General features: G+C 55.2%; 16 protein-coding genes and 1 riboswitch. Of the genes, 3 read left to right on the forward strand and 13 right to left on the reverse strand.

The features are described from left to right. Positions 1 to 35 precede the first annotated feature (35 nt). Positions 36 to 1,964, reverse strand: coding sequence for an ABC-F family ATP-binding cassette domain-containing protein (locus PCAR_RS11220; RefSeq protein ID WP_011341790.1), 1,929 nt, complete (start codon positions 1,962 to 1,964; stop codon positions 36 to 38). A gap of 336 nt (positions 1,965 to 2,300) precedes the next feature. On the opposite strand from PCAR_RS11220, the gene PCAR_RS11225 reads away from it, so the two are divergent. Continuing rightward, a complete protein-coding gene (locus PCAR_RS11225; protein ID WP_011341791.1) occupies positions 2,301 to 5,081 on the forward strand; it encodes an Rne/Rng family ribonuclease in 2,781 nt (926 codons plus the stop codon). Between the two features lie 66 nt (positions 5,082 to 5,147). Here the strand turns inward: PCAR_RS11225 and PCAR_RS17900 are convergent, their stop codons facing one another. The 6 genes from PCAR_RS17900 to PCAR_RS11255 form a co-directional block, all read right to left on the reverse strand. Beyond that, positions 5,148 to 5,837, reverse strand: coding sequence for a Smr/MutS family protein (locus tag PCAR_RS17900; RefSeq protein WP_011341792.1), 690 nt, complete (start codon positions 5,835 to 5,837; stop codon positions 5,148 to 5,150). A gap of 2 nt (positions 5,838 to 5,839) precedes the next feature. Next, entirely contained in the window at positions 5,840 to 6,565 is a 726-nt protein-coding gene (locus PCAR_RS11235; RefSeq protein WP_011341793.1) for a tetratricopeptide repeat protein, read from the reverse strand. A 76-nt stretch (positions 6,566 to 6,641) separates the two neighbouring features. Next, entirely contained in the window at positions 6,642 to 8,474 is a 1,833-nt protein-coding gene (locus PCAR_RS17905; protein ID WP_158447420.1) for a LysM peptidoglycan-binding domain-containing protein, read from the reverse strand. Positions 8,475 to 8,517: 43 nt separating this feature from the next. After that, positions 8,518 to 10,161, reverse strand: a complete 1,644-nt coding sequence (gene hflX / locus PCAR_RS11245; RefSeq protein ID WP_011341795.1) for a GTPase HflX — start codon at positions 10,159 to 10,161, stop codon at positions 8,518 to 8,520. A 75-nt stretch (positions 10,162 to 10,236) separates the two neighbouring features. Beyond that, positions 10,237 to 11,004: an enoyl-ACP reductase FabI gene (locus PCAR_RS11250; protein ID WP_011341796.1), complete on the reverse strand. Its 768-nt coding sequence runs from the start codon at positions 11,002 to 11,004 to the stop codon at positions 10,237 to 10,239. A gap of 192 nt (positions 11,005 to 11,196) precedes the next feature. Next, complete coding sequence (locus PCAR_RS11255; RefSeq protein ID WP_011341797.1) at positions 11,197 to 12,171, reverse strand: chemotaxis protein; 975 nt, start codon at positions 12,169 to 12,171, stop codon at positions 11,197 to 11,199. Between the two features lie 321 nt (positions 12,172 to 12,492). Next, positions 12,493 to 12,570: riboswitch (cyclic di-GMP riboswitch) on the forward strand. A gap of 273 nt (positions 12,571 to 12,843) precedes the next feature. Between PCAR_RS11255 and PCAR_RS11260 the strand changes: the two genes are divergently transcribed. Beyond that, the gene (locus PCAR_RS11260; protein ID WP_158447421.1) at positions 12,844 to 14,664 is read left to right on the forward strand and encodes a putative bifunctional diguanylate cyclase/phosphodiesterase; all 1,821 of its coding nucleotides are present in this window, start codon (positions 12,844 to 12,846) and stop codon (positions 14,662 to 14,664) included. Between the two features lie 27 nt (positions 14,665 to 14,691). On the opposite strand, the gene PCAR_RS11265 is transcribed toward PCAR_RS11260, so the two are convergent. The 4 genes from PCAR_RS11265 to PCAR_RS11280 form a co-directional block, all read right to left on the reverse strand. Further along, entirely contained in the window at positions 14,692 to 15,306 is a 615-nt protein-coding gene (locus PCAR_RS11265) for a nitroreductase family protein (RefSeq protein ID WP_011341799.1), read from the reverse strand. A gap of 150 nt (positions 15,307 to 15,456) precedes the next feature. After that, positions 15,457 to 16,122, reverse strand: coding sequence for a class I SAM-dependent methyltransferase (locus PCAR_RS11270; RefSeq protein WP_011341800.1), 666 nt, complete (start codon positions 16,120 to 16,122; stop codon positions 15,457 to 15,459). Between the two features lie 3 nt (positions 16,123 to 16,125). Then, a complete protein-coding gene (locus tag PCAR_RS11275) occupies positions 16,126 to 17,913 on the reverse strand; it encodes a radical SAM protein (RefSeq protein ID WP_011341801.1) in 1,788 nt (595 codons plus the stop codon). 599 nt (positions 17,914 to 18,512) lie between these two features. After that, positions 18,513 to 19,772, reverse strand: a complete 1,260-nt coding sequence (locus tag PCAR_RS11280; protein ID WP_011341802.1) for an NAD(P)/FAD-dependent oxidoreductase — start codon at positions 19,770 to 19,772, stop codon at positions 18,513 to 18,515. A gap of 360 nt (positions 19,773 to 20,132) precedes the next feature. On the opposite strand from PCAR_RS11280, the gene PCAR_RS11285 reads away from it, so the two are divergent. Beyond that, entirely contained in the window at positions 20,133 to 22,046 is a 1,914-nt protein-coding gene (locus PCAR_RS11285) for a RecQ family ATP-dependent DNA helicase (protein ID WP_011341803.1), read from the forward strand. Positions 22,047 to 22,142: 96 nt separating this feature from the next. On the opposite strand, the gene PCAR_RS11290 is transcribed toward PCAR_RS11285, so the two are convergent. Both PCAR_RS11290 and PCAR_RS11295 read right to left on the reverse strand, forming a co-directional pair. Next, positions 22,143 to 24,047, reverse strand: a complete 1,905-nt coding sequence (locus PCAR_RS11290) for a transglutaminaseTgpA domain-containing protein (RefSeq protein ID WP_011341804.1) — start codon at positions 24,045 to 24,047, stop codon at positions 22,143 to 22,145. Then, positions 24,022 to 24,813 (reverse strand): DUF58 domain-containing protein, encoded by a 792-nt coding sequence (locus PCAR_RS11295; protein WP_011341805.1) that lies wholly within the window; start codon positions 24,811 to 24,813, stop codon positions 24,022 to 24,024. The genes PCAR_RS11290 and PCAR_RS11295 overlap by 26 nt, the downstream gene beginning before the upstream one ends. Positions 24,814 to 24,833 lie beyond the last annotated feature (20 nt).

Raw genomic sequence — 24,833 nt, forward strand, 5'->3', positions numbered from 1 at the left:
ACAGATCGTAACCTCGTCACAGAACGTGACAGGACTCAGGCCGATTCTTCCAGCTGCAGGGACTCCCACCGTTGGTACAATACGCCGACCTCATCCTGCAGGCTCTGGTATTCCGCAGCGATCTGCCGGGAACGCTCGGGGTCTTCATACAGACCGGGATCGGCCAGGCGAGCTTCCAATTGAGCAAGATTTTCCTCGCCGGTCTCGATCAACGTTTCGATCTCCGCCAGTTGTTTCTGTCTGCGGCGCTCTTCACGCCTGGCGGCCTTGCGTTCTTCATACGAAGCTCCGGAAGTCGACTCGGCCCCGGCAGCTCCGGTTGCGGAAGCCGCCTGATGCTGTTCCACGCGCTCGGCCGAGTGACTGCGGTCACCATCGGCAGCCTTGGCTCGCAGAAAATCCTCATAGTTGCCGAGATGCGACAAAGCCTGACCGCCGCCAACTTCGACAACCCGCGTGGCCAGGCGATCGACAAAATAGCGATCATGCGACACGAAAACCAGGGTTCCTTCGTAAGCCAGCAACGAACGTAGCAGCACGTCCTTGGATTGCAGATCAAGATGATTGGTCGGTTCATCGAGCAACAGCAGATTGGCCGGTCGCAACAACAGCATGGCCAGAGCCAGGCGGTTTCGTTCCCCACCGGACAATACCGCTACCGATTTGAGCACGTCGTCACCGGAGAACAAAAACGCCCCGAGAATATCCCGCACCCGCGGCACCATGTCAAAGGGCGCCGCAGCGGTCAATTCTTCCAACACCGTGTGCTCGGGATTCAGTACCCTGGCCTGGTCCTGGGCAAAATATGCCAAATGCAGATTGTGCCCTTCGCGCCGCGAACCGCTTCGCGGCGCTTCAATCCCTGCCAGCAAACGCATGAGGGTCGACTTGCCGGCCCCGTTGGCGCCGACCAGTGCCACCCTTTCTCCGCGCTCTATATGCAAAGACACATCCTGCAATACGCTTAGGGTGCCGTATCCGTGCTCGACATCCTCCAACTCCATAGCCTGGCGGCCGCCCTTGGGCGGAGCCGGGAATTTAAAAGCAATGCTTTTGCGCTCGGGAGGCACATCGATACGTTCGATCTTTTCCAACTGCTTGATCCGGCTTTGTACCTGGGCCGCTTTGTTGGCCTGATATCGGAAGCGGTTGATAAAAGACTCGATGCGGGAAATTTCTTCATCCTGACGCACCCGCGCCGCCCGCAGGGCCGTAATGCGCTGTTCACGCGCAGTCAGATAGGCGCTGTAATTACCCGGATACTCGGTCAAGGCGCCATTCCACAGTTCAACGATACGATTGACTACCCGATCGAGAAAAAAGCGATCGTGAGAGACCAGCACCACGGCAAAAGGATAATCGGACAGATAATTTTCAAGCCAATCCCGGGCTGGCAGATCGAGATGATTGGTCGGTTCATCGAGCAACAGCAGATTGGGACGCTGCAACAGCAGTTTGGCCAAAGCGATACGCATCTGCCAACCGCCGGAAAACTCCTCGCAGGGTTTTTGCCAATCGTTCTCGGCAAACCCGAGCCCACCCAGCACCCTGCCGATCTCCGCCTCCATGGTATATCCGCCACGATGCCGAAAAACGTCCTGCACCTCTGCATAGCGTTCCAACAGAGTCGACGGGCTGTCCTCGCCAATCTGAGCCTCCAGGGATCGCAACTCGGCTTCCATGGCGAGAAGGTCCGCAAGAGCCGACCGCACCTCCTCAAAGAGGCTTCGCCCGTCATGCACCAAGCCGTCCTGAGGCAAGTAGCCGATGGTTGTCTGGCGGGCGGTTTGCAGCTCGCCGCCATCAAGATGCACCTCTCCGGCAAGAATTCGCAACAGGGTGGTCTTCCCCGTACCGTTCTCTCCGCAAAGGCCAATACGATCAGCAGGCCGGATATGCCAGTTGATACCGGCAAATAGACGCCTGTCCCCAAAATCCTTTATAATATTTCGCAGTTGCAGCATGGCCCTTTTTATAGCACAATAGACGCTCAGGGAAAACCTCGAAACAGACGAACAACCTTCCGGAAGTTTCCGTGATTGGGTTCGCCGGTCTTTTTATCCATACACCCGTTTCGACCTTCGAGGTTTTCCGACCGTTTTCAAGTAATGCTGTCGGGCAGATCGCCCTGGCTATATACGAGAATCAACGACCTTTCCGGGCCGAGTTCACCCAGCGGGCTGCGCTGCCATTTCGGGCAGTCGAAGCGACCGTCCGGTGCGGATAAGTCGACCAGCCGGCAATCTGCCGGTCATCATCCATTTTAATGGTTGTCGTCCGCGACAGCCGGAAGGATTTTTATGACAAAAAAAATGCTCATCAATGCCACCCATCCGGAGGAGCATCGGGTTGCTATTGTCGAAGACGGAATTCTGTCAGAACTCGATATCGAAATTTCCGGCAAGGAGCAAACCAAAGGCAATATTTACAAGGCCGTTGTAGCCCGCGTCGAAACGGGATTGCAAGCGGCCTTTGTCGATTATGGAAGCGAACGTCTCGGGTTTCTTCAGATCGGCGAAATACACCCGGCTTTTTTCAAGGAAGCCGAAGGACGGGTGGAGGCCGGCAAACGCCCACGCATCAACGATATCCTGCGGCGCGGCCAGGAAATCCTGGTACAGATCGTTAAAGAGGAACGCGGCACCAAGGGAGCCGCCCTGACGACCTACCTTTCGCTACCCGGCCGTTACATGGTCCTGATGCCCGATTCGGACACCAAAGGCATATCGCGCAAAATCGAAAAAGAATCCGACCGCAAAAAGCTCAGGGAACTCATGGACAGCCTCGAGATCCCCGAGGAAATGGGCTACATTGTCCGAACCGCCGGCAGCACGCAGAAAAGAACCGACCTCAAACGCGATGTCGACTATCTGCTGCGCCTTTTCAATAAAATCCAATCCCTTTCCGACAGCACCAAGGCACCGTCCCTGATCTATAAGGAATCCAATCTGGTCATTCGCTCCATTCGCGACTATTTCAGCGACGATATGGATGAAGTGCTGGTAGACGACGCCAAGGTCTCCACCGAAGCACGGGACTTCTTCCAGGAAGTGATGCCCGAATATGCCGAACTGGTAAAACTGCACCAGGAGCGGCGGCCGATTTTCGCCCGCTACCAGATCGAAGATCAGATCGAATCCATCGGTAAAAACAAAGTCATGCTCCCTTCCGGCGGGTCCATAGTCATCGACTCCACCGAAGCGTTGGTGGCCATCGATGTCAACTCCGGCAAAATGGCCAGCGAGCAAGGCGTGGAAGCCACGGCCTACAAGACCAACCTTGAGGCCGCGGTCGAAACCGCCCGGCAATTGCGACTACGCGACCTAGGCGGGCTGGTTGTTATCGACTTCATCGATATGCGTGACCGAAAGCATATACGCGATATTGAAAAAACCCTCAAAGAGGCCATGAAAACCGATAAGGCCAGAGTCACTATCGGGCGCATCAGCCAATTCGGCCTGCTGGAAATGAGTCGCCAACGCATCAAGTCCGCCCTTGCCGCCGCCTCCTTCGAGGTCTGCCCGCATTGCAATGGCAGCGGCAAAATCAAGACGATAGAAGCCCAGTCCCTGGGATTTTTGCGCCGCATTCACACCGGCCTCGCAAAAGGCCGTATCGGACGGGTGGAAGCCACGGTGCCCCTGGATGTCGCCAGCTATCTGCTCAATAACAAACGCGTCGAATTGATGGCTATCGAGCAGAAAAACGACGTCAGCATTCACATCAAAGGCTGCCCGGATTACATGAACGGCCAAGGCGAAATCGACTTCCATAAACGGGAGAAGGAAGAGACCCAGGCCACCGCCTATATTGAAGCCAGCCAGGTCATGTCCGAAACCAACAATGCGCAGCAGGATTCCACTACGGACACCGAGGAAAAACCTGCGAAACGCAGACGCCGCCCCCGCAGACGACGCAAATCGTCTGCCGCAACTCCCGTATCGGAGCCCTCTACCCTGACAACAGAATCAGAGGAGCAACAACCGGCTGCAACCCAGGACGCTGCAGAATCGCAACCGATGGCAACAGATACGGAAGTCGCTCGGGAAGTCAGCGAAAAAACCGCTGAACCGGTATCAACCGAAGCGACAGAGCCCGCTGAAAAAACAGCCGAGCCGGCATCGGCCGCGGAGGAGCAACCGCAGAAACCGTCCCGACCGCGCAGCCGCTCCGGCCGCCGCAAACCCGCTACAAAAAAAACCGAGGCCAAACCTGAGGCCAAACCTGAGGCCAAACCTGAGGCCAAACCGGAAGCCAAACCGGAAGCCAAACCGGAAGCCAAACCGGAAGCCAAACCGGAAGCCAAACCGGAAGCCAAACCGGAAGCCAAGCCGGAAGCCAAACCGGAAGCCAAACCGGAAGCCAAACCGGAAGCCAAGCCGGAAGCCAAGCCGGAAGCCAAGCCGGAAGCCAAGCCGGAAGCCAAGCCGGAAGCCAAGCCGGAAGCCAAGCCGGAAGCCAAACCGGAAGCCAAGCCGGAAGCCAAGCCGGAAGCCAAGCCGGAAGCCAAGCCGGAAGCCAAGCCGGAAGCCAAGCCGGAAGCCAAGCCGGAAGCCAAGCCGGAAGCCAAGCCGAAAGCCAAACCGAAGGTCGAGTCGGAAGCCCAGTCAGAGGCTATGCCGGAAGCCAAGCCGAAAACAACCCGGCGCGCTCCGAGCAGAAGTCGGACCAAAACCAAAACAAAAACCGAAACTGCGGAAAGCAACACTTCGGCGACGGGTACCGAGACGGACACACCTTCTGAAAAGGATGAAAAACCCGCGGAAACCAAGCCGCCTGCAAAGCGTGCCCGAGCACGGCGTACCACCAAACCGACGGCAAAAACAGCGACACAGGCCAGCGATGATGTTTCGCCCGCTGAAAAGGATGAAACCGCCAAAGCAACTGAAACTGCCGCACCGAAACGTCGGACAAGGGCCAGAAAAACAACAGCCAAAACCGTAAAATCCGGCGACGACGCCAGCTCCGTATCTGCCAGCAATGCGGAGGAAGCTGAAAAGAAAAAACCGACCCGCCGGCCCCGTAAGCCGGCAGCGAAAGCGGTTGAAGAATCCAAAAAGGCTGAAACGTCCGAGGATTAAAGACAGACACCGTTTCCCATGCAAAAAGGCCGCAGCAACCGCTGCGGCCTTTTTGCATGTAACTAATCAATTTTTACGGGAAGACCTTAAGAACACCACCAGGGCCCCTTCCCCGCCATACCGTGCCGGGGCCCGCCCCCATTCAGCAACCCAGGCCCTGGCTTCGCGAGAAAGATACTTTTCCATATCGTCGCGCAACACGGGCCCCTGTTGCGAGCCTTTGCCCCGTCCCGTTATGATAAGAACGGTTTTATAGCCTTGATAGACGCCATCCTCGAGAAAATAACGTACCTTTTGTCGAGCGTCTTCACGTGTGGCACCATGCAGATCAAGTTGGGCCTCGGGAACAAGTTTACCCTGACGCAGTTGACGCATGCGGCGCGGCGCGGCGAGCGGTTCCTCCTGCACCGGAAGCTCGTCCCGAAAAACGCTGTCCATATTACCAAGAGCTGCCAGAAACAGTTCCTGATCCGTAGTGGGAGCAGCGTCTTTTTCCGGTGCCGTCTCTTCAGGATCTGTCTCCCGGGGTAAAGGTCGCTGGGCCGTACCCGCATCACGTTTCTCGACCCTCAACATCTTCATTTCCCGTTCGAACAGCTCTTCATCATCGATTTGGTCTTCAGGTACTGTCACGGGAACCTCTTTGGCCGTTTTGCCGGAGGACGACTGGCCTGAAACGACCAACCCCTTCAAAGTTTTAAAGGGGTTGACATTGAACTCTTTGGAAGTCTTTTTGTTTTGTTTCTTGCGTGCCACAATTAACGCCTCACGATTTTACGACGCCCCTGCATGGCTTTGGTCTGTTTTTTCACAATAGCGCCGGTTTTTTCCAGGTGAAATTGAAACCACATATCACCATAACCCTGCATCTTCATTTTTCGGCCATTCATCAATGCCTCGAGATTTTGCTGCAGAATCTCATCCTCGCCGACTTTCTTCAGGCCCTTTTTCATGACCTCGATAGCCTGGCCATGGTTGCCGACCTTTTCGAGACAATAGGCATAAAGGTTCCACAAAAGGGGCTCTTTGCGGGTCAACCCCACCGCCTTGTCAAAAGTTTGGATCATTTTGTCGGTTTTATTGCGTTTCATATAGCATATGGCCAGCATCCCCATGGAAGGCCAGTGTCGGCTGAAGCCTTTTTTCAGGGAATCGAAAGCCTTGCCGAAATCCCGCTTGAGATAATAAAGGCTGCCGATCTGGGAATGCAGTTGAGAAGTCACCATAAACTGCCATTTGCCCATCGGCAAGGCAGCCTCAAGCGTCTTGATCGCTTTTTCGGCCCGCCCGGCAACCATATCCCGCTGAACCGTTTCCATGACAGCCGTCAACTTTTTAAGCACTCGACGACTCAGAAGAAAATAAACCAACGCAAAGATCGCCAATCCGATCAGGGCGTTGATCCAGGCTTCCAGGCCGGTTGCAACCTGCAACAGGCCAACGACAACTATGTACACGGCTAATGAAATAGCGAGATTAATCATATAGAAAGAATCCTTTCAGAGGATAAACATGCAATGCGCAGGAAGTGTAGCAACGTGCTCCGAAAATGTCAAAAGCTTATCCCCGGTGGTCGTCACCAACCAGCAAGGTCAGTTTCTGCCCGGGCTGCAGCACATGCTTTCGACCCAGGTTGTTCAAGCTGCAAATCTTCCCAATCGCGAGATCAAAGCGACGACTGATGCTCCACAAACTGTCACCGGAGCGCACTTTATAAATGATTTTGCGTGATTTTACAGACCCGCCGGCAGCCGCAAGCTTCAGCACCATGCCGGGTTTCAGCAAACTATTTTTGCTAAGTCCGTTCCAGGCACACAACTGGCTGACCGTCACATTACGCTTTCTGGCAATGGTCCACAAATTATCGCCCGACCGAACGCGGTATGTCCCTGTAAGCACAAGCTTGCGGGACGCCCCTCCGGCAACCTTTAAAACCTTGCCCGGGCGCAACACGCCGTTAACCGCCATGCCGTTCCAGGCCGCCAGTTGCGCGGTGCTGACGTTAAAGCGACGTGCAATCCGCCACAGGCTATCCCCGTTGCGAACTTTATAGCTGCGGGTTTTGGAGCGAACATAATCGTCCCCCAAGGCCGCTACCGGCGCTTTTGAATAATCGCGCCGCAACGGCAGAATCAAATCGCTACCGATGCGCAAGGCGCGGGGATTTTTGATGCGGTTCAGCAGCATGATATCCCGCGACCGGATGCCATACCGGACGGCCAGCGCACCAAGGGTGTCACCGGAACGCACCCGATAATGGCGGTAATTGGCTCGACGGTTAGCCGGAATTTTGGCATACGCCTTCATAAAAGCCTCGCGTTTGCCCGCAGGAATCCGCAGTCGGTAGTTCTTTATGCCGGGAGGCGTGCACCAGCGTTTCAGTTCGGGGTTGAGGTTTTGAATATCCTCATACTTCACGTCGCATAAACGGGCAACGATATCCAGATCGGTGCTGCTGGGTAAAGCGACCTCATCGTAAACCAGCGGCGCCTGATAGCGGAGATTTTCGAACCCGTATTTGGCCGGACTCTTGGCGATGTGCAACACCGCGAATAATTTCGGCAGATAGTTGCGGGTTTCGGCGCGCAGGTGCTTTCCCCTGCTGATTTTCCAAAAATCACGACTGCCTGTCCTGCGAATAGCCTGACTAACCTTGCCGGGTCCGGCATTGTAGGCGGCAATGGCCAAAGGCCAGTCCCCGTTAAAACGCGCATGCAGATCTCGCAGATGGCGCGCGGCGGCCCTGGTGGCTTTGACCGGATCGCGGCGTTCGTCACGCCACCATTCGTTATGCAAATCGTACATTTTGCCGGTACTGGCAATAAATTGCCATGGACCGACGGCGTTGGCGCGACTGCAGGCTTTGACGTTAAAACCGGATTCGATCATGGCAAGATAAGCCAGGTCCAGGGGCAGCCCCTCCTCGGCAAACACTGCCTGCATCATCGGCAGATAACGCCCTGAACGTTCCAACCAGCGCCGAAAGCCGCGACTGCCGCGCTTGGTGTAATAGTCGATGAAATAACGAACCTTGTCGTTTTCCACAACCGGCAGATCGTACACCGGATCTCTTTCGACGGCCGTGTCGCCCTCGTCCTCCGGCGGTTTTTTATCGACATCGGAAAGAAGTTCCATGTCTTCCAAAGTTTCCGGATCCACGGGCACCTCACAAACATTCAAGGCATCCTCGGTCTCCAGACCGGATTCGACCGCCGGAACATCATTATCCTTCACGTCATCCGCTGCCCCGAGACCCCTGGTAGGCGGCTGCTCCATACCTGAGTCGGCTACCGCCTCCATGCGCACGGAATCGGCCGGCTCATCCCCACCGCCAACGGCAACCGACTGCATGGACGTTTGACAACCGGCCAACAGTCCTGCAACTAAAATCACAAGCCCATATCTTTTCAGCATATCTATTCACATCTACCGGACACTAGTCCGGTCCCTCCATTTCCCCGGGCCAGAAACGGCCTTCAAGCATAGTCAGCAAAGGTTCAAACGTCTTACGATTACGGGCACTTACCGCAACAGCCTGAAAACGTCGGCACAAGGCCTCGACCTGCTGAGACGATACAAGATCGATCTTATTGAATACGAGCTGCCGGGGAATGCGTCCCAAATCGAGCTCGTTCAAAATGGCTTCCACTGCGCTGATGTGCTCCTCAAACCGCGGATGAGAAACATCCACCACATGCAAAAGCAGATCGGCATCTTCCAACTCTTCCAGGGTTGCACGGAACGCGCCAACCAGGCTTTTAGGCAGCTTGCGAATGAAACCGACCGTATCGGTAATGATGACCTCCCGCTCCATGGGAAAACGCAACCGCCGACTGGAGGTATCCAGCGTGGCAAACAGCAAATCCTCGGTAAATACTTCGCTCTGAGTAAGAGCATTGAGCAAGGTCGATTTCCCGGCATTGGTATAACCGACAATGGAAATGATCGGCACCCCGGAACGAATGCGACGCTGCCGTCTTTGCAATCGCCCTTTCGAGAGATTCTTGAGTTGGTTTTCCAGACGGGTGATGCGCTCACGAATGCGACGACGGTCAATTTCGAGTTTGGTTTCCCCGGGACCACGCCCGCCAATACCCCCCATAAGGCGCGACATGGCGATCCCTCGCCCGCTCAGACGCGGCAGTATATATTTCAGCTGTGCCAGTTCAACCTGCACCTTGCCATCGCGGGTATGGGCCCTGCGCGCGAAAATATCGAGAATCAGCTGGGAACGATCGATGACTTTAAGATCGGTGATCTGGGCAATGGCACGAATCTGCGCCGGCGTAAGATCCTGGTCGAAAATCAGCAACGTGGCCCCCTGCTGAAGGGCGCGAATCACAACTTCCTTGATCTTCCCCTCGCCCAACAGGTATTTGGGGTTGATCTGGCGCGGGCGCTGAATGAACCTGTCGAGCACCACGACTTCGGCAGTACGGGCCAACTCGGCCAACTCCTCCAGAGAATCTTCGGCTTCGTAGCGTGGTTGCTGACTGACGGAGACGAGAATGCCTTTTTCCCTTGGATCGGAAAGATCGACAGTCTCGGCCATCTTGGACTCGAGTTCCTGGTCCAGAGAGCGCAGAAACACTCCCATATCCAGATCGAGATCATACACCGAGGCCACAATATTGGTCTCGACCTGCTTACCTTCGGGGTTGGGCGGCATCAGGTGAGCATATTCCACTCGCCCCGGCAACCCCTGTTCGCCGACCCCGATACAGACCATGAGGTCAAGACACAACAGTGCCAGGTCCGTCAGATCGTCCTCGCTCAGGGACTCGCCGGCAAGGTGCGTATGGATACAGCGTAACCCTCGCAGCCCGCTGCGACCCCGACCGTAACCGGACAGATCAGGGATAACGATCTCCCGGCCATCGCCGACAATCACATACCGCACGCTACCGCTTCGATCAATGATCAAACCGATCTGACGACGAATTTCCAGCGACTGCTCAGTCAGGTAACGGGCAAGCTCCGGAGTAACGACCTGGTCCGGCGGCACCCGCCGCCGGTAAATACGCTCCAAGGCCTTGACTTGACTGGCTTTAAGTCCGGTTAAATTGCCATGAACTACCATAGTTCCCCAAAAAATAAAAAAGGACCCCTGGGGGTCCTTTTGTGAATATGCGGATTAATTGGAAGCCATCCAACCTTAGCCGGCCACAAAATTAAAACCGGCATCGACAAAGTGCACTTCACCGGTCACACCGCTGGCCAGATCCGACAGCATGTAAAGCGCGGATTTACCGACCTCTTCCTGCGTTACGGTCCGGTGCAAGGGTGCCCTTTCATCCATGATGTGCAGCTTCTCCTTGAATTTTCCCACCGCGGAAGATGCCAGGGTTTTGATAGGTCCTGCCGAAATGGCGTTAACACGAATACCCTGAGACCCGACTTCGGCAGCCAGGTAACGTACGGAGGCCTCCAAAGCCGCCTTGGCAACACCCATGACGTTGTAATTCGGCACGGCCCGCTGGGCACCGAGATAAGTCATGGTGAGCACGCTGCCGCCTTCGTTCAACAACGGCAGGGCGCCGCGAGTTACGGCAACCAGGGTATAGGCGCTGATATCCATGGCCAGACTAAAGCCGGCACGGCTGGTCTGACTGAAGGGATTTTTAAGGTCTTCGCGGTTGGCAAAGGCCACCGCATGGACTACGAAATCGATTTTTCCCCATTGTTTTTCGACTTCGGCATAAACCGCGTCGATATCTTCGTCTTTGGAAAGGTCGCAAGGCAGAATCATTTCCGCATCGACACTTTCGGCCAGAGGACGAACACGTTTTTCCAGGGCTTCATTGAGATAGGTGAAGGCCAGGGTGGCGCCGGCAGCATGAAGCTGCTTGGCAACCCCCCAAGCGATACTGAGTTCATTCGCGACACCGAAAATAATGCCGCGTTTACCTGTCATAAGACCCATAGTGTGAGCCCTCCTTTTAGATATAATTTGAACGCTCTTTTTAGCAAAAATCCCCTCATTGCACAAGGAATATATGCAGCGGGCTCCAAAACAAGGCGCCAGATCACTGACTCGCAGGAATATTTCGCCACCCCGAAAGACCTGTCTGCAGACCGGTGACATCCCCACTCAGGGAAATCCGAATGCGGTCTTCTATTTTTGCCCGTCAGCCCCTGCGGGCAGGCAATAGGTATCCACCAGTTCCACCAGTTCCGATATCTGGGGCTTGCTGATCCAGGTATCGGCACCAACAGACTTGCATTTATGAGCCATCTGGTCCGTAATCAGGGAAGAAAACAAAATGACTTTAAGATCCTTCAACCCCAACTCCTCCCGAATCCTGCGGCACAGGGTCAAGCCGTCCATACGCGGCATCTCGATATCGGTAATCAGTAACCGCACATGACTCAGAAACTCTGCCTCGGTGTTCACCTGCTCCTTGATCCGTTTGAGCTCCCGGTAGCATTCCTCGCCGTCGGGAAAGGTTTTCAACCGGCCATACCCGGCACTGTTCATGACTTTCTGAATACCGAGCCGGATAATGACCGAATCTTCGGCAAGCATCAGACCGACATCCTCACGCACCTGAAGCCCTTCGGAACCGGAACATTTATCGGACTCATGTTCAAAAGTCATGTTCATTTCAGGATCGACTTCAGCCACAATATGTTCGAGGTCGACGATCAGAACTTCCCGATCCTCTACATGGATGGTACCGGTAAAACGCGGCTTGAATTTTTCGATGAGAGGAGCCATGGGCTCGACATGCTGCCAATTGATCCGATGGATCTGGTTGACTCCGTCGACAAGAAACCCGGTGACCTTTCGATTGAACTGGCAAACCAGCACAATGGCACGGGACTCAGATCCCGGAGCAACGGCGGGCCGGCGACGCAGGTGGCTGGTCAGGTCAACCAGGGGAAGGGACGTGCCCCGAACCATATAGACACCGAGGACCGAAGGCAAGGATTCCGGCATAGGCGTGAGCATGGCAGGATCGAAGCACATGATTTCCCGCAGTTTCTGGACATTGATGCCGTACGACTGCCCCTCGAGGTAAAATTCGAGGATCTCCATTTCATTGGTACCGCTTTCCAGCAGAATATCCGGCGCCGCATATTGTTTCAAAATATTGACCCTCCTCAAAATTAGGCGAAATGCCAGTATGTCACCATAAAGTGAACCTTTACCCGGGAAAATGTTCCATCCACTGGAAAACAACCACTGTCAAGGTTTTGTTTATGCTCCCGTACAAGGGCTCAGGCATTGATCAACATGTCAACTCCTGCAGGAATCGTGTCAACAAACGAAATCTTGAAAAATAGAGATTCCTCCTGTAGACCGGACCATTAAAAAAACAGATATCTGCCTTTCAGACACCTGCCGACAACCTTCTCATTATTTAGTGGACTTTTTTATTTAAGACGCTATCATAAGTTCAAACACAGTTTCCGACAATGGCAAAATCGGGGTGACCCGATGACGCAAAGCCACGGGTCCCATTGCAAGGACAGCCGGGTTATCGAAGAAATGACGGCAGCAACGATTTTACTTCTGCACGTGAAGTCATGGCACCCGGTTTTTCCGCACCACAGGAATGATTGGGTGCTTTTTTATTGAGGATAAGCAAAAACACAACGCTTCATATTGGATAAAACCATCAATCGGCACTAAACCAAGGTTTATCTTATGCCGTCAAATACAAAATCTTTTGCTTTCCGTCTCCGCCACCATCGCGCAACCCTGCTGGTCCTTTCGCCGTTATTTCTCTGCGTGGTGATGGCACCAAGGTACTATTCGGTGGCCTTAACTGCGGGTTTCACCTTTTTGATTGCAGCTTTTTGCGTTGCCATGGGGCGATACACGATAACAGCCCAAAAGCTGCATGAAAGCGAAAAACTGTTTCGTACCTTCGCTGACTTTATTTACGACTGGGAGCTATGGATCTCTGCCGAAGGATCTTTGATCCACACCTCGCCTGCCTGTGAACGCATCAGCGGTTATGCCACCACGGCATTCAAAAATGACAGCGATCTATTACGCAGAATTATTCATCCCGAAGACCTTCAACGGTATGATCGATGCGAAAACGAAGCAACACCCGGTTTCCGGGAGTTTCGCATGATCAGGCGCGACGGCCAGCTTCGCTGGGTGGAACTGCTCAGTCGGCAGCTGCGCAATGAGGAGGGCAAGGATCTCGGTCGACGCCTGACCATCCGCGATATTACAGGCAAAAAAGCAAGGGAACATGAAATAAGACAGATCGCCTACAGCGATGCGTTGACTGGGCTACCCAACCGCCTGGCTCTGAAAATGGACATGGATAAAGCCTTGGCAAAGGCTTCCCGCAATACAGCGATGGTTGCCGTATTAATGCTGGATCTGGATGATTTCAAACAGATCAACGATACCACCGGACATGCCAAGGGCGACGAAATGCTGTTGCTTCTGACCTCGCGCCTGCGGGAACAATTGGGTGAAAAAGACTCTCTTGCACGACTGGGCGGCGATGAGTTCGTCGTGGTTCTCAACGAGATAGATAGCGCCACTTGTGCCGCGAAAAAAACCGAGAAGATCCTCGCCTCCCTGAGGGATAATCCCTTCGATCTGGTCGTTGCCAAGGTTTTCGCCTCGGCCAGTATCGGCATCGCCTTGTTCCCGCAAAACGGCAGGGACGCTGAAACATTGCTGAAACATGCCGACATGGCCATGTACGAGGCCAAAAATGTCGGGCGCAATACCTATCGTTTTTTCAGCGACGAATTGCACCGCAGAACCATCGAACGCCACAAATTGGAGGTGGGACTGCGGCGCGCCGTGAGAAAAAAGGAGTTTTTCCTGGTCTATCAGCCCCAGGTGGACCTTGGCACGGGTCGTATCGTTGCCCTGGAGGCCCTGGTGCGCTGGCAACACCCTGAAGCCGGAGTCCTGTTGCCAAGCACGTTCATCCCGGTAGCGGAGGAAACCGGGCTTATTCACATCATGGGCGAATGGATCCTTCGGACCGCTTGCCATCAGGCCATGCAGTGGCAACGCATGGGACTGCCGCCCATGCGTATCGCGGTTAATTTTTCGGCCCGTCAGTTCCGGCAACCCGACCTGGTGGAACGCATAGAGCAAATTCTTCTGGAATCGGGCCTTCCGCCCCACCACCTTGAACTGGAAATCACGGAAAGCGTGTTCATGGAGAACCTTGAAAGCGCCATCGAAACCCTGGTCGATCTCAAAACACGTGCTATCCAGATCGCTATAGACGATTTCGGCACGGGCTATTCTTCTCTCAACTACCTGAAGAACTTCCCCCTTGACCGGCTCAAAATCGCCCAGGATTTTGTCAGGGACATCCCCGATGACGAAGATGATGCGACCATCATTGAAACCATCATGGCCATGGCAAACCGCCTGGGGATCAAGGTGCTTGCCGAAGGGGTGGAAACCATGGAACAAGTGACATTTCTTCGTCGGAAAGGATGTCACGAGATGCAAGGTTTTTATTTTGCGCGGCCAATGCAGGCGGAGGAAATTGCAGGCTTTCTAAATCAGCGGGGCGAGCACGACCTGGCGACTCCGTTGCCAACGGCGGGACCCACCTTTGGCAATACGGTGGATCCTGCCTGCTGATCTTGTCTTAAGAAAGCCACCAAGAAATCAATCCAGCCATTTGACCATCATGTCAAAATCGATCTTTTTGGGCGCCTTACCTGTCTTGGCGGCGTAGCCCACAGGGATAACGGCCATAAACTCGCCCTGCTCCTCGCCCATAAAACGCAGCACCTCATCTTTTAAAAGAAACAGAATCCCGAGCCATACCGTCGCCAACCCCAGGGCCGTCGCGGCAAGCAGCAAATTTTCAATCGCTGCGGCCGAACTTTGAATTTCCATGGTCTGAAAAAAGTCGTAAGCCTGGGAAGGTTCTATCTGAAACAACTCGGTACCATGGCTGATCAACTCCCCGGTATTCGCAACAACGATCACCACCGGCGCGGAATTGATGCTCCGGGCCGCCATGCGCAACAACACGGCAGCCGCCTTGGGCAAGCCCGCAGCTTTGGCATTGACCAAGGCGGCCAATTCCTTTTTACGCTCTCCGCGAATAACGATGAATTTCCAGGACTGTTGATTATGGGCCGACGGTGCCTGATTGGCGGCCCGCAATATCGCCATCAGATGGTCGTCGGAAACAGGTTTGTCGATAAAAGTGCGGATACTGCGACGCTGCTCGATATGCAGCAGGGTCGGGTTGATACGATCGGAAACACACATAGGATAGATTCTCCCGGTATAATGAACGAAACAAGGTTAAACCTCCTGATAGTCTCATCATTTACCGGGCAGATCAACCACCGTATACATTAAAATATCATTGGCCCGAAAATACCCGTGACACCACGTCCATTCCAGCCACCATCAGCGTCAGGCCGATTTCGACAACACCACCCAGAAACCGGTTTCATCATCGATAATTCGATAGGAATCGTCGCAGCCAAGTTTCCTGAACATTTTACCGAACCGCCCGGCCCCATCCCCATCGGTCTTCTTTTTCGCGTAACAGTCCCATGCGGGGTTTCGCTTCAACATCTCCGCGACAACCTTCTCCCGAAGCTCGAGACTGCCAAAACCGCCGCCGATATAGGTACACCCGCCGGGCGCAAGCACCCTGTAAATCTCCCGAAAGGCCGACTTCAGATCGTCCCAGAAGAACATCGACCCCCGGCTGACGATCAAATCGACATAACCATCCTCAAAAGGCATGGCATGCACGTCACCCGCCGCAGTGCGAATCCTGTCGCTCAGCTGTGCCTCCCGAATGTTGTCCATGGCGATCTGACCGGCATCAACGGAAAAATCGAAGGCGATCACCTTCATCTGCGGCGCTTGTCGGGCCATGGCTATCGACAGCATGGCGGGGCCGCTGCCCAATTCCAGACAGACACCGCGATCAACCCCGGTAACGGCAACGGCATTGCGCGCGATAACGGGGTAGATCGGAGCGAACACCGTCCTGGCGATATCGTTCATCTTCAGGGCATTATCCCGGTTAAACGTCGGCGTGGTGGTCTGCGTCCAGTTTTTCTGCATGGATCATCTCCTTGTATGGATCGTTACCGAATCGTGGTTTTCCGATGTGTTGTTCAAACGTTGGTGCGAAAACGCCAGGTTAAAATCCTCGCTGAAAGGGATACCGTAGAACTCCCCATAGAAATCGTCGGCTTCCTTGCGAAGATCGAATCCGAAAACGGACGGATGGATGATATTGGCCAGACGCATAAGTCCCAGAATCCAATCGGGATTGGTGGAGGAACGAAACGGGTGCAGGTGAAAGATTTTTTGCGCCCTTACCGCCGGAACATCCAGGTGGTGCTCGGTGCAATAGGCGATAAAATCCTGGCGAGGCCAGGCGGCGGCATCCGCGACAATGATCGTATCCGGCGCCATGCGGCAAAACTGCTCTTGCGAAAGCGTGACCCCGGGCCTGCTGTCCTGATTCAGCTGCCGGTTCGTCAATTGCCCTCCTGCCGTCTCGATCAGCCGTGCTTCCATTTTTTCCTCAAACACGGCAATCAAAGGATGTCCCAGACAGCTGTACACCGACGGCTTTTCCAGCCTGCGGATTTTGTCTTCGATACGGGCCAAGCGGGAGCTTACATAATCCCGGAATGCCGTGGCGCGATGTTCCTGACCGGTCAGGGAGGCAAAATAATCGATGGTGTCGAAATAAGAATCGACGCGGTTGAGGCGATCATAAAGCTGCTTGATGACATCCTCCTTGAGAACTTTGATCAGAACGGCATCGATCCGGGCTTTGTCCGTCACCCCGATAGTCCCCAGGATGGCACGAATCATCTTTAAAGCGTTGATGGTCCGGTACCCGCCAAAATACCCCCTCTCCGTTACGGGGCCGGTGTGGATGCTTCCCTGGATAGGCAATTGAAATCCGCAACGGCAGCGTCCCTGCGGCTGATAGTCAAAGAGATTGGAAGCCATGGGTCCGAAAAAACCCCGTTGCATAATTTTTGCGCCGCAATCGGGACAATGGCTGTTGAGATCCTCGGTTCCGGGCGAGTTGAAGAGATATACGTAACGAAGCTGCCTGCGCAATTGGCGGCATACCGCCTCGGCTTCCCGAACACTCGGCTCCATCGCCGCGGAAGCATCCCCGAAGGGAATGAAACGCATCACCTGCAGAGGAATATCCCTGGACAGGGAGGCGAGAAATTCGGCCACCTTGCTCAGTTCGGCTTCGCCGTGTTTTCGATAAATCGCCGATACTTCGACATACACCCCATGCCGGTAAAGGTCGGTAAGATTTCGCCAGATCGGAGTCAACCGATCTATGCCACAGGCTGCGTAGGCCTCTCGCGAAGCGCCTTTGAGACCGATATTCACAAAATCGAGAAACGGGATCAGTCCGTACAGAGCCGGTTCGGTCATATATCCATTGGTTGAACATCCCACCAGCAGTCCGTTTTTGTGGGCCAAAATGGCAAGCTGGCGAAAAGTGAAATAGGAAACCGTCGGTTCATTGAAACAGAACATGACACCGAGGCAATCCTGCTCCCGAGCCTTCCTGACGACCTGTTCGGGGGACAGTTCCTGAAAAGCACCTTCGATGGCACAAAAATGATCGGTCAGGATTTCCGAAACGCAACCCTGACAGTTGAAATTGCACCCCACCGTGCACACCTGGAGGAATTTACCTCTGGGGTGATAATGCACCATGGGCATGCATTCGATGGCGGTATCGACCGCGGCGAGATACCGGTCGGGATACCGTTCCCGAATCTCCCCGCCAGTCCGGACATACATGCCGCAGCTACCGATTTCGCCTTCTGCCAGATCGCATTCCATCTCACAGATCACACATTTCATGGGCTCACCTCGAAGCTATGGTTTGGTAAAGATATGCGTGCGGTTGACCGTCATGATCGACCCCACTTAACGAAGACCCGTTTTTTGTTTCCGCGCACGATCCCATCCGGCAGACCGGGCCGCATGAAAAGATCCGACTCCGCCCCCCGCAGACACGATAATGTCATGCAGATATTTTGATGTCAAAGCTTTTTGCGGTAGAATAAAGGCCATAAAGACCGAAACCGAAGGCTGGTGGAAATATTCGTCGGGGACAAAAACCTGATGACAGCGGCTATAGAAGGAAAAAACCAGCAGCCGTTACCCAAATGCCCGGGCCGACACCATAAGCATCTGATCCCCGTCTAGGTGTGAATTCAGGAAGGATGAAACAAAAGGAAAGCGCGAAAGGACGTCGACAACTCCCTGCTGAAGGCTGGAAGACGCAACCTTTTAAAATATGAAAACCGGAGGGTTTAGCTGATCGGTAAATGAGTGTGTAATGCAATCCGCACGGTGGACTCTATGAAGGGAGCAGGCCCAAAGGCCTGGCGATACGCACCGCCAGGCCTTTGATCTGCAACTGTTTATGAGAACCCGGACCGGGTTTCGACTACAAATTATTCCGTCAGTTCGGATACCGCCTCGGCGGCGCAGCGCCCGGCGAGCCAGCCTGTGGAAAACGCAGCCTGCAGATTGTAACCTCCGGTGTCGGCCTGCAGATCCAACAGTTCGCCGGCCAGATACAGGCCTTTGACTTGGCGGGATTCCATAGTCCGGGGATCGACCTCCCGGGTATCGACCCCGCCGGCGGTAACAATAGCCTCGGAAAAAGGGCGAAACCCGGTCACATCCAGACGAAAATCCTTGATCCACAGGCGCAGTCTCTGACGCTCTTTGGCGTTCAGTGTGGCCGCGGTGCGTTTCGCAGGAAGATCGACAAGGTCCAGACAGACCGGCACCATTTGACGGGGCAGCAAACCCCTCAAGAGACTGTCTAGCGGTTCCTTGCCACGGGCATCGATGTCGCGTAACAGCCGCCGGTCGAGTTTTTGCTCGTCGAGGGCCGGTTTGAGATCGAGAGCCAAAACCACCTTGCGACCGCTGCGTAGAGCGTCCACGGCCAGACCGCTGAGCGTCAGGATGACCGGGCCCGTGACGCCGAACTCGGTAAATACCAGTTCACCGAAATCTTCTGCTGCTTTTTTACCGTCGATGAACAGTCGCGCCTTGATGTTGCGCAGGTTAAGTTCCGCCATAGCTCCGGCGGCCGGACCGGCCGTTTCGAGGGGAACCAGTGCCGGACGGATATCGATGATGCGATGGCCGGCGGCTTCGGCAAAGGCATACCCATCTCCCGTTGAACCGGTGGCCGGATAAGAGGCACCGCCGGTCGCCAGCACCGCCGCACGACAAGGGATCTCCCGTCCGCCGCATACCACGGCGGAGATACGACCGTCCTTGATCACCAACGCATCGACCCTGGCCGAGGTTTCCATAGCGACGCCGCTGTTCTGCAACCATTTGCGCAGGACCTTCAACACGTCGCCGGCCTTACCGCTGGCAGGGAACACCCGTCCGCCCCGTTCGGTGACCAGTTCCAGACCGAGGTTTTCAAAAAAATCCATCAATTCGCGATTGAAAAACCGCGCGAAGGCCTGGCGCAAAAAGCGCCCGGATGGGCCGAAATGTTCGATAAATTCGCGGATCTCCGCAACATTGGTAAGGTTGCAGCGCCCCTTGCCGGTAATGCCGAGCTTGCGCCCCGGCAGGGGCATCTTTTCCAGCAGCAGGGTACGGCAGCCCGTTTGGGCAGCCTGTCCCGCAGCCATCATGCCGGCGGCACCACCGCCGATGACGATCACATCCGGTTGCTTCATATTTTGCCTGTCGATATTAAAGTTACATCCATGGATTCCGCAAAGGCGCAAGATACAGGCTTCCGCCGCTCTGCACAAGAGGTCTTTTACTCAGCGACTTCAAACCGTACCGCCTGCCCGATGAACACGGCTTGGCCTGCGCGACTGGCGACACCGAAACCTCCATCGGACATTTGCCTTTTCGGATTTCGGATCGTTGCGGAATAAGGGTTGCCCTATCCGCCAGGCCTCGAATAAACTGCAACTTGGCCACGAACGGGTAAATCAGGCTTTCTTTTTATCTGCCCTTATGGTTTAGTGCCTAATTAACGAAAACACATTTTCTATCCAGAATGGTAGATGACTGCATCGGAGGGGAATATGCCGGCACAGACAATTCATCGCTGTCTACAGGAGAAGTTCGGTTTTTCCACGTTTCGGCCGGGGCAGGAGGCCGTCATCGACAGCCTGTTGGCGGGGCATTCAGCTTTGGCGATTTTCCCTACCGGCGGCGGCAAAAGCCTATGTTATCAATTACCGGCCTTACTTATGGACGGCCTGACCCTGGTCATTTCTCCTTTGATCGCGCTGATGAAAGATCAGGTCGACGCATTACGGGAGCGCGGAATCATGGCCGCCCGCCTCGATTCCAGTATCGGTGCCGACGAAATACGGACCATTTATCGCGATCTGGCCGACGGCAGCCTCAAGATTCTCTATATCGCCCCCGAACGACTGTCCAACGAGCGTTTCCTGCACCGTCTTCAGGGCCGTCCCATCGCTTTACTGGCCGTCGATGAAGCCCATTGCATCTCGGAGTGGGGGCACAACTTCCGCCCCGAGTATCTGAAAATCGCCCGCATGGCGGAAGAACTGAAGGTCGGCAGGGTCCTGGCCCTTACCGCCACCGCGACACCGGACGTCGCCGACGATATCCGCCGGGCCTTCCATATTGCCGACAACGATCAGATCCAGACCAGTTTTCACCGCCCCAACCTGCATCTGACCGTTTCTCCCTGCCCGGCCCCGCAACGCCGTCAACAGCTGCTGCAACGCCTCCGGCAACGACCGGTCGAACCGACCATTGTCTACGTCACCCTGCAAAAAACCGCCGAGCAAATCGCCGCATTTCTTGCCGACGAAGGGATTAGGGCCCGGGCCTATCACGCGGGCCTGAAAACCGAAGAGCGGACGGAAGTGCAGAATGCCTTCATGGCCGACGATCTGCACGTGGTCGTCGCTACCATTGCTTTCGGCATGGGAATCGACAAGGCGGACATCCGCGCCATCTACCATTACAACTTGCCCAAGACCCTGGAAAATTACATGCAGGAAATCGGGCGCGCCGGCCGCGACGGCAATGATGCCCACTGCGAAATTTTCGCCTGTGCGGACGACCTGACCGTGCTGGCCAACTTCAGTTACGGCGACACGCCCGTTCCCGACGCCCTCGCCTCGCTGGTGGAGTACCTGCTCGACCAGAGCGAAACCTTCAGCGTCTCCCACTACGAGCTGGCCGGGCGTTTCGATATTCGTCCGCTTGTTATCGCCACCATCTTCACTTACCTGGAGTTGAACGGCGTACTGCGCGCTACCGGACCTTTCTACGACAGCTACAAGGTTCGCTTCAACCGCAGTCCCGACAAGATCATCGCCGGCTTCGATCCGCAACGCGGCGCCTTTTTGCGGGATCTCTTCGCTACAGCTCGGCCCGGCAGGATCTGGTCCCACCTTACCCCCGATAAAAGCGCTGCCGAACTGAACCAGCCCCGCAGCCGGATTACAGCCGCCATCGGGTACCTGGAAGAAGAAGGCGATCTGACGACTCAGGTCACCGGCCTGCGGCACGGATACCGGTTCCAGACCCCGGACATCGACTCCCCAAAGCTGATCGCCGATCTGCAGCAAACCTTTGCGGAGAGGGAACGACGCAATATTTCCCGGCTGCATGGGGTTCTCGCATATGCCGAACAAAAAAGCTGCCTGACCCGCCAGCTGCTGGATTATTTCGGTGAAAAAACCGATGCCGATTGCAACGACTGCAGCCGCTGCCAGGGGGGAGAGAGGCAACCTCTGCCGCGCACCGCCCCCCTTGCTCCGGGTACCGCCGAGGCCGAAATCGGTCGGCGGGTCCGGGCCGAAAACCATCCGGCCCTATCCCATCCGCGCCAGTTAGCCCGCTTCCTTTGCGGCATAAGCAGCCCGGCCGCCACACGCGCCAAACTTAGCCGGCATCCGGATTTCGGTGCCCTGGGAGAGATTCCATTCCAAAAAATATTGGCGATGTTGACCTGATGATCCATTTTTCAACAAACTTTTGGAAAGACCGGAACCATTGCCATGGCTGCTCTACAGGACAGCCCCCTGCCGTTAACGGAAGCGCGCAGCTCTTCAATCCCGCCGTAACGCTCTGAGCAGTCGCCGCAGGCGCTTGCGTTCGGAAGCCTGCAACGGTCGATCACGATACACGGCGCCGCACCAGATCACAGCGAACTCCATGCAACGTGCATCGCCGGTTTGTTCGGCAACGGTCTGCAGGCCGGCGGAGTCAGGTATCGGCGTCATTCCGAAACGCCGTTTCAGCATCTGCTGAAAACGCCTCAGCAGCCGCTGTTCCCTGGATAAGCTACACACACCCAGCAGCCTGAATCCCCCGATCACCCCCAGGACAACAGCAAGCAACCACCCGGCGATGAAGAACAACCTGCGCCCGTCAGGTATTCCGTGGACCCTGAAGGCCGTGTTTTGTACCAACTGCAACTGCTGTTCAAAATCATAAGAAATAACCGCACGGTTCCAGTAAAAATCAGCGGCATCCAGCATGCGCCGCCCCCATCCCGGATTATTACCACGACCGGCGATGGCGGCAGTGGCCGCATTAACAGCCAGACTGCTCGGGTCGATACGCTGCCAGCAACCGTCCACCAGCGCCTCGACCCAGACATGGGCCATATCGCTGGTGATGCCGTAATATCCGGCCATTTCGTTACGGATACCACCATGGTAACCACCTACAAGGCGGGTGGGTACCCCTTCCAGACGCAACAGCAAAGCAAAAGAACTCGCGAAAAATTCGCAATATCCGCGCCGTTTGCCAAACAAAAATTCTTCCAGCGGCCGTTCAGGTCCGGGTAGATCGCTATTGGCATAAACCAGTTGCTGGCGCCGGAAAAATTCCTGGGTGCGCGCGATTTTATCCGCTGCATCATCGACACCGGAGGCCAGCTCGGTTGCGGTGTCGCGCAATCGCCGGGAAACAGTCGGCGGTAGCTGCAGGTAAAACTCACGGTTCACTCCGCTGGCATTCAGAACGGCTCCAACGCGGGAAATCGCCCTGTAACTGGCCGGTCGTTTACGGTATTTGTTCACATGGTGAACCAGATCGACACTGCTGTGTACATGAAGGTCGCTGATCTGGCTGGTCGGGTCGAGGGTGAAAAGGTAGCCATCCTGCCATGTTTCCGGATAAAAGATCTGGACCACCTGCCGCCCCCCGGACAAACGCAGCCATTCCCCTGCCGGTGGCGACTCCCGCCGCCAACTGGAACCTTCGGCGATGTTCAGCACGATACCACGCCAATAGAGGTCTTCTTGCGCCAGAGGTTCGCATTCGACACGAAAGACCGGCACATGGGAAGCTGCATTACTTGCAAAAGCACCGGGTCGCACGCTTTCGCTGAAACCGCTGACCGCTTTCTGTCCAGGGTTGAGAAATGACCACAGAGGATACTGGGTACGCGGCAACACGGCAAAAAGGACCAGCATCAGCAACAACGAACCGATCGGCAACACCAGACTAACGGTAAACAGGGAACGCAAGCTGCCCGCCGAAAGCCGCATCCGGTCATCGCTGGCATGAAAAGTCAGTAAGACCAGACCGATGGTAATACTGACCATCTGCAGGACCAGAGCCGGCATAAACAGCGAGCTGAGAGACAGTAAGGAGGACCCGGCCAAGGTAAAAATAGCCAGGGCAAAGATCTGTAGATAGTTGCGCGGTCGTTTTTCGGTTAGCAGACGAACGGCAAGCAGCATCACCAGCACATTAACAGCCGGATCAACCACATTGTTCAAGCTCAGGCGAAGACCGTAGAAGGCGAAAGGCAATATCGACAACAAGGTGGCTAACCACCGATTCAAAAAATAGCGTTGCCGCCAATCGCAAATAAAACCGGCCCCAAAAGCCACCGGGAACAGGATCTTGGACGAAAGTCCGAGAAAACCGTACAACGGCAGCACCCCGAACAGGCAGGCGGCATAAGTAAACAGATCAAGCAGACGACGTATCGGAACCATAACGTGCCAGAGCGCCAAGCAGGCGCAGTCGGTGTTGCCGGCCACAGGCCGGTGGTATAGAGAGTTTGTCCAATTTTAAGCCGACGCTACGACCCTGTCGACAAAAAGTCTTCACCAGCCAGCAGGCCGCACCGAGGCGTTGTTCCAGGTTAAGGCCGGGTAAACGCAATGGTTCGATGACCAGCGGAGACGCGGAAAGAGAAGACATCTCCTTAACCTTGAGCTGATCCTGCCGGGCCGAAATTTTCCAGTGAATCATTTTAAGGGGTTCGCCGCCGCGATAATCGCCAATGCGGGTCAGATCTCCCTCATAACCCCGGTCGCTGGTCTGATCGCCCTGCAGGCCGCCCACCGTGGCAACAGACGGCCACCGTAAAGACCTCGGTCGGGGAAACACCAGAGCCTCCGCGGTCATGGGAAAATCGAGGGACCGAACAAAAAAATTGATCGGAAAGGTGGAATACACCCTAACCACCGGTACAACCTGAACACCGCGCCCGTGAAAGACCACCGGCAGGGAAAGTCTGGTCTTTCCCCCTCGCATCAGCAAAGGACAGGAGGTCTGGGCATCTGCAAAAGACAGTTGCAGCAGACACGCGGGCAACCAGCGCTGTCGATTTTGTAACCGTAACGTGGCCAGGGTTTCGACGCCGTCGTAAATTTCTTCCGGCAACTGCAGACCGATTCCCAGCCGGGCCAGATTACTGCGCCCCAACCAGCCTGATACGGCCATAAAACCCAGCAAAGCCGAAACCAGCAGATACATAAGATTATTACCGGTATTGA

The sequence above is a fragment of the Syntrophotalea carbinolica DSM 2380 genome (assembly GCF_000012885.1).
In the GTDB taxonomy this organism is placed as follows: Bacteria; Desulfobacterota; Desulfuromonadia; order Desulfuromonadales; family Syntrophotaleaceae; genus Syntrophotalea; species Syntrophotalea carbinolica.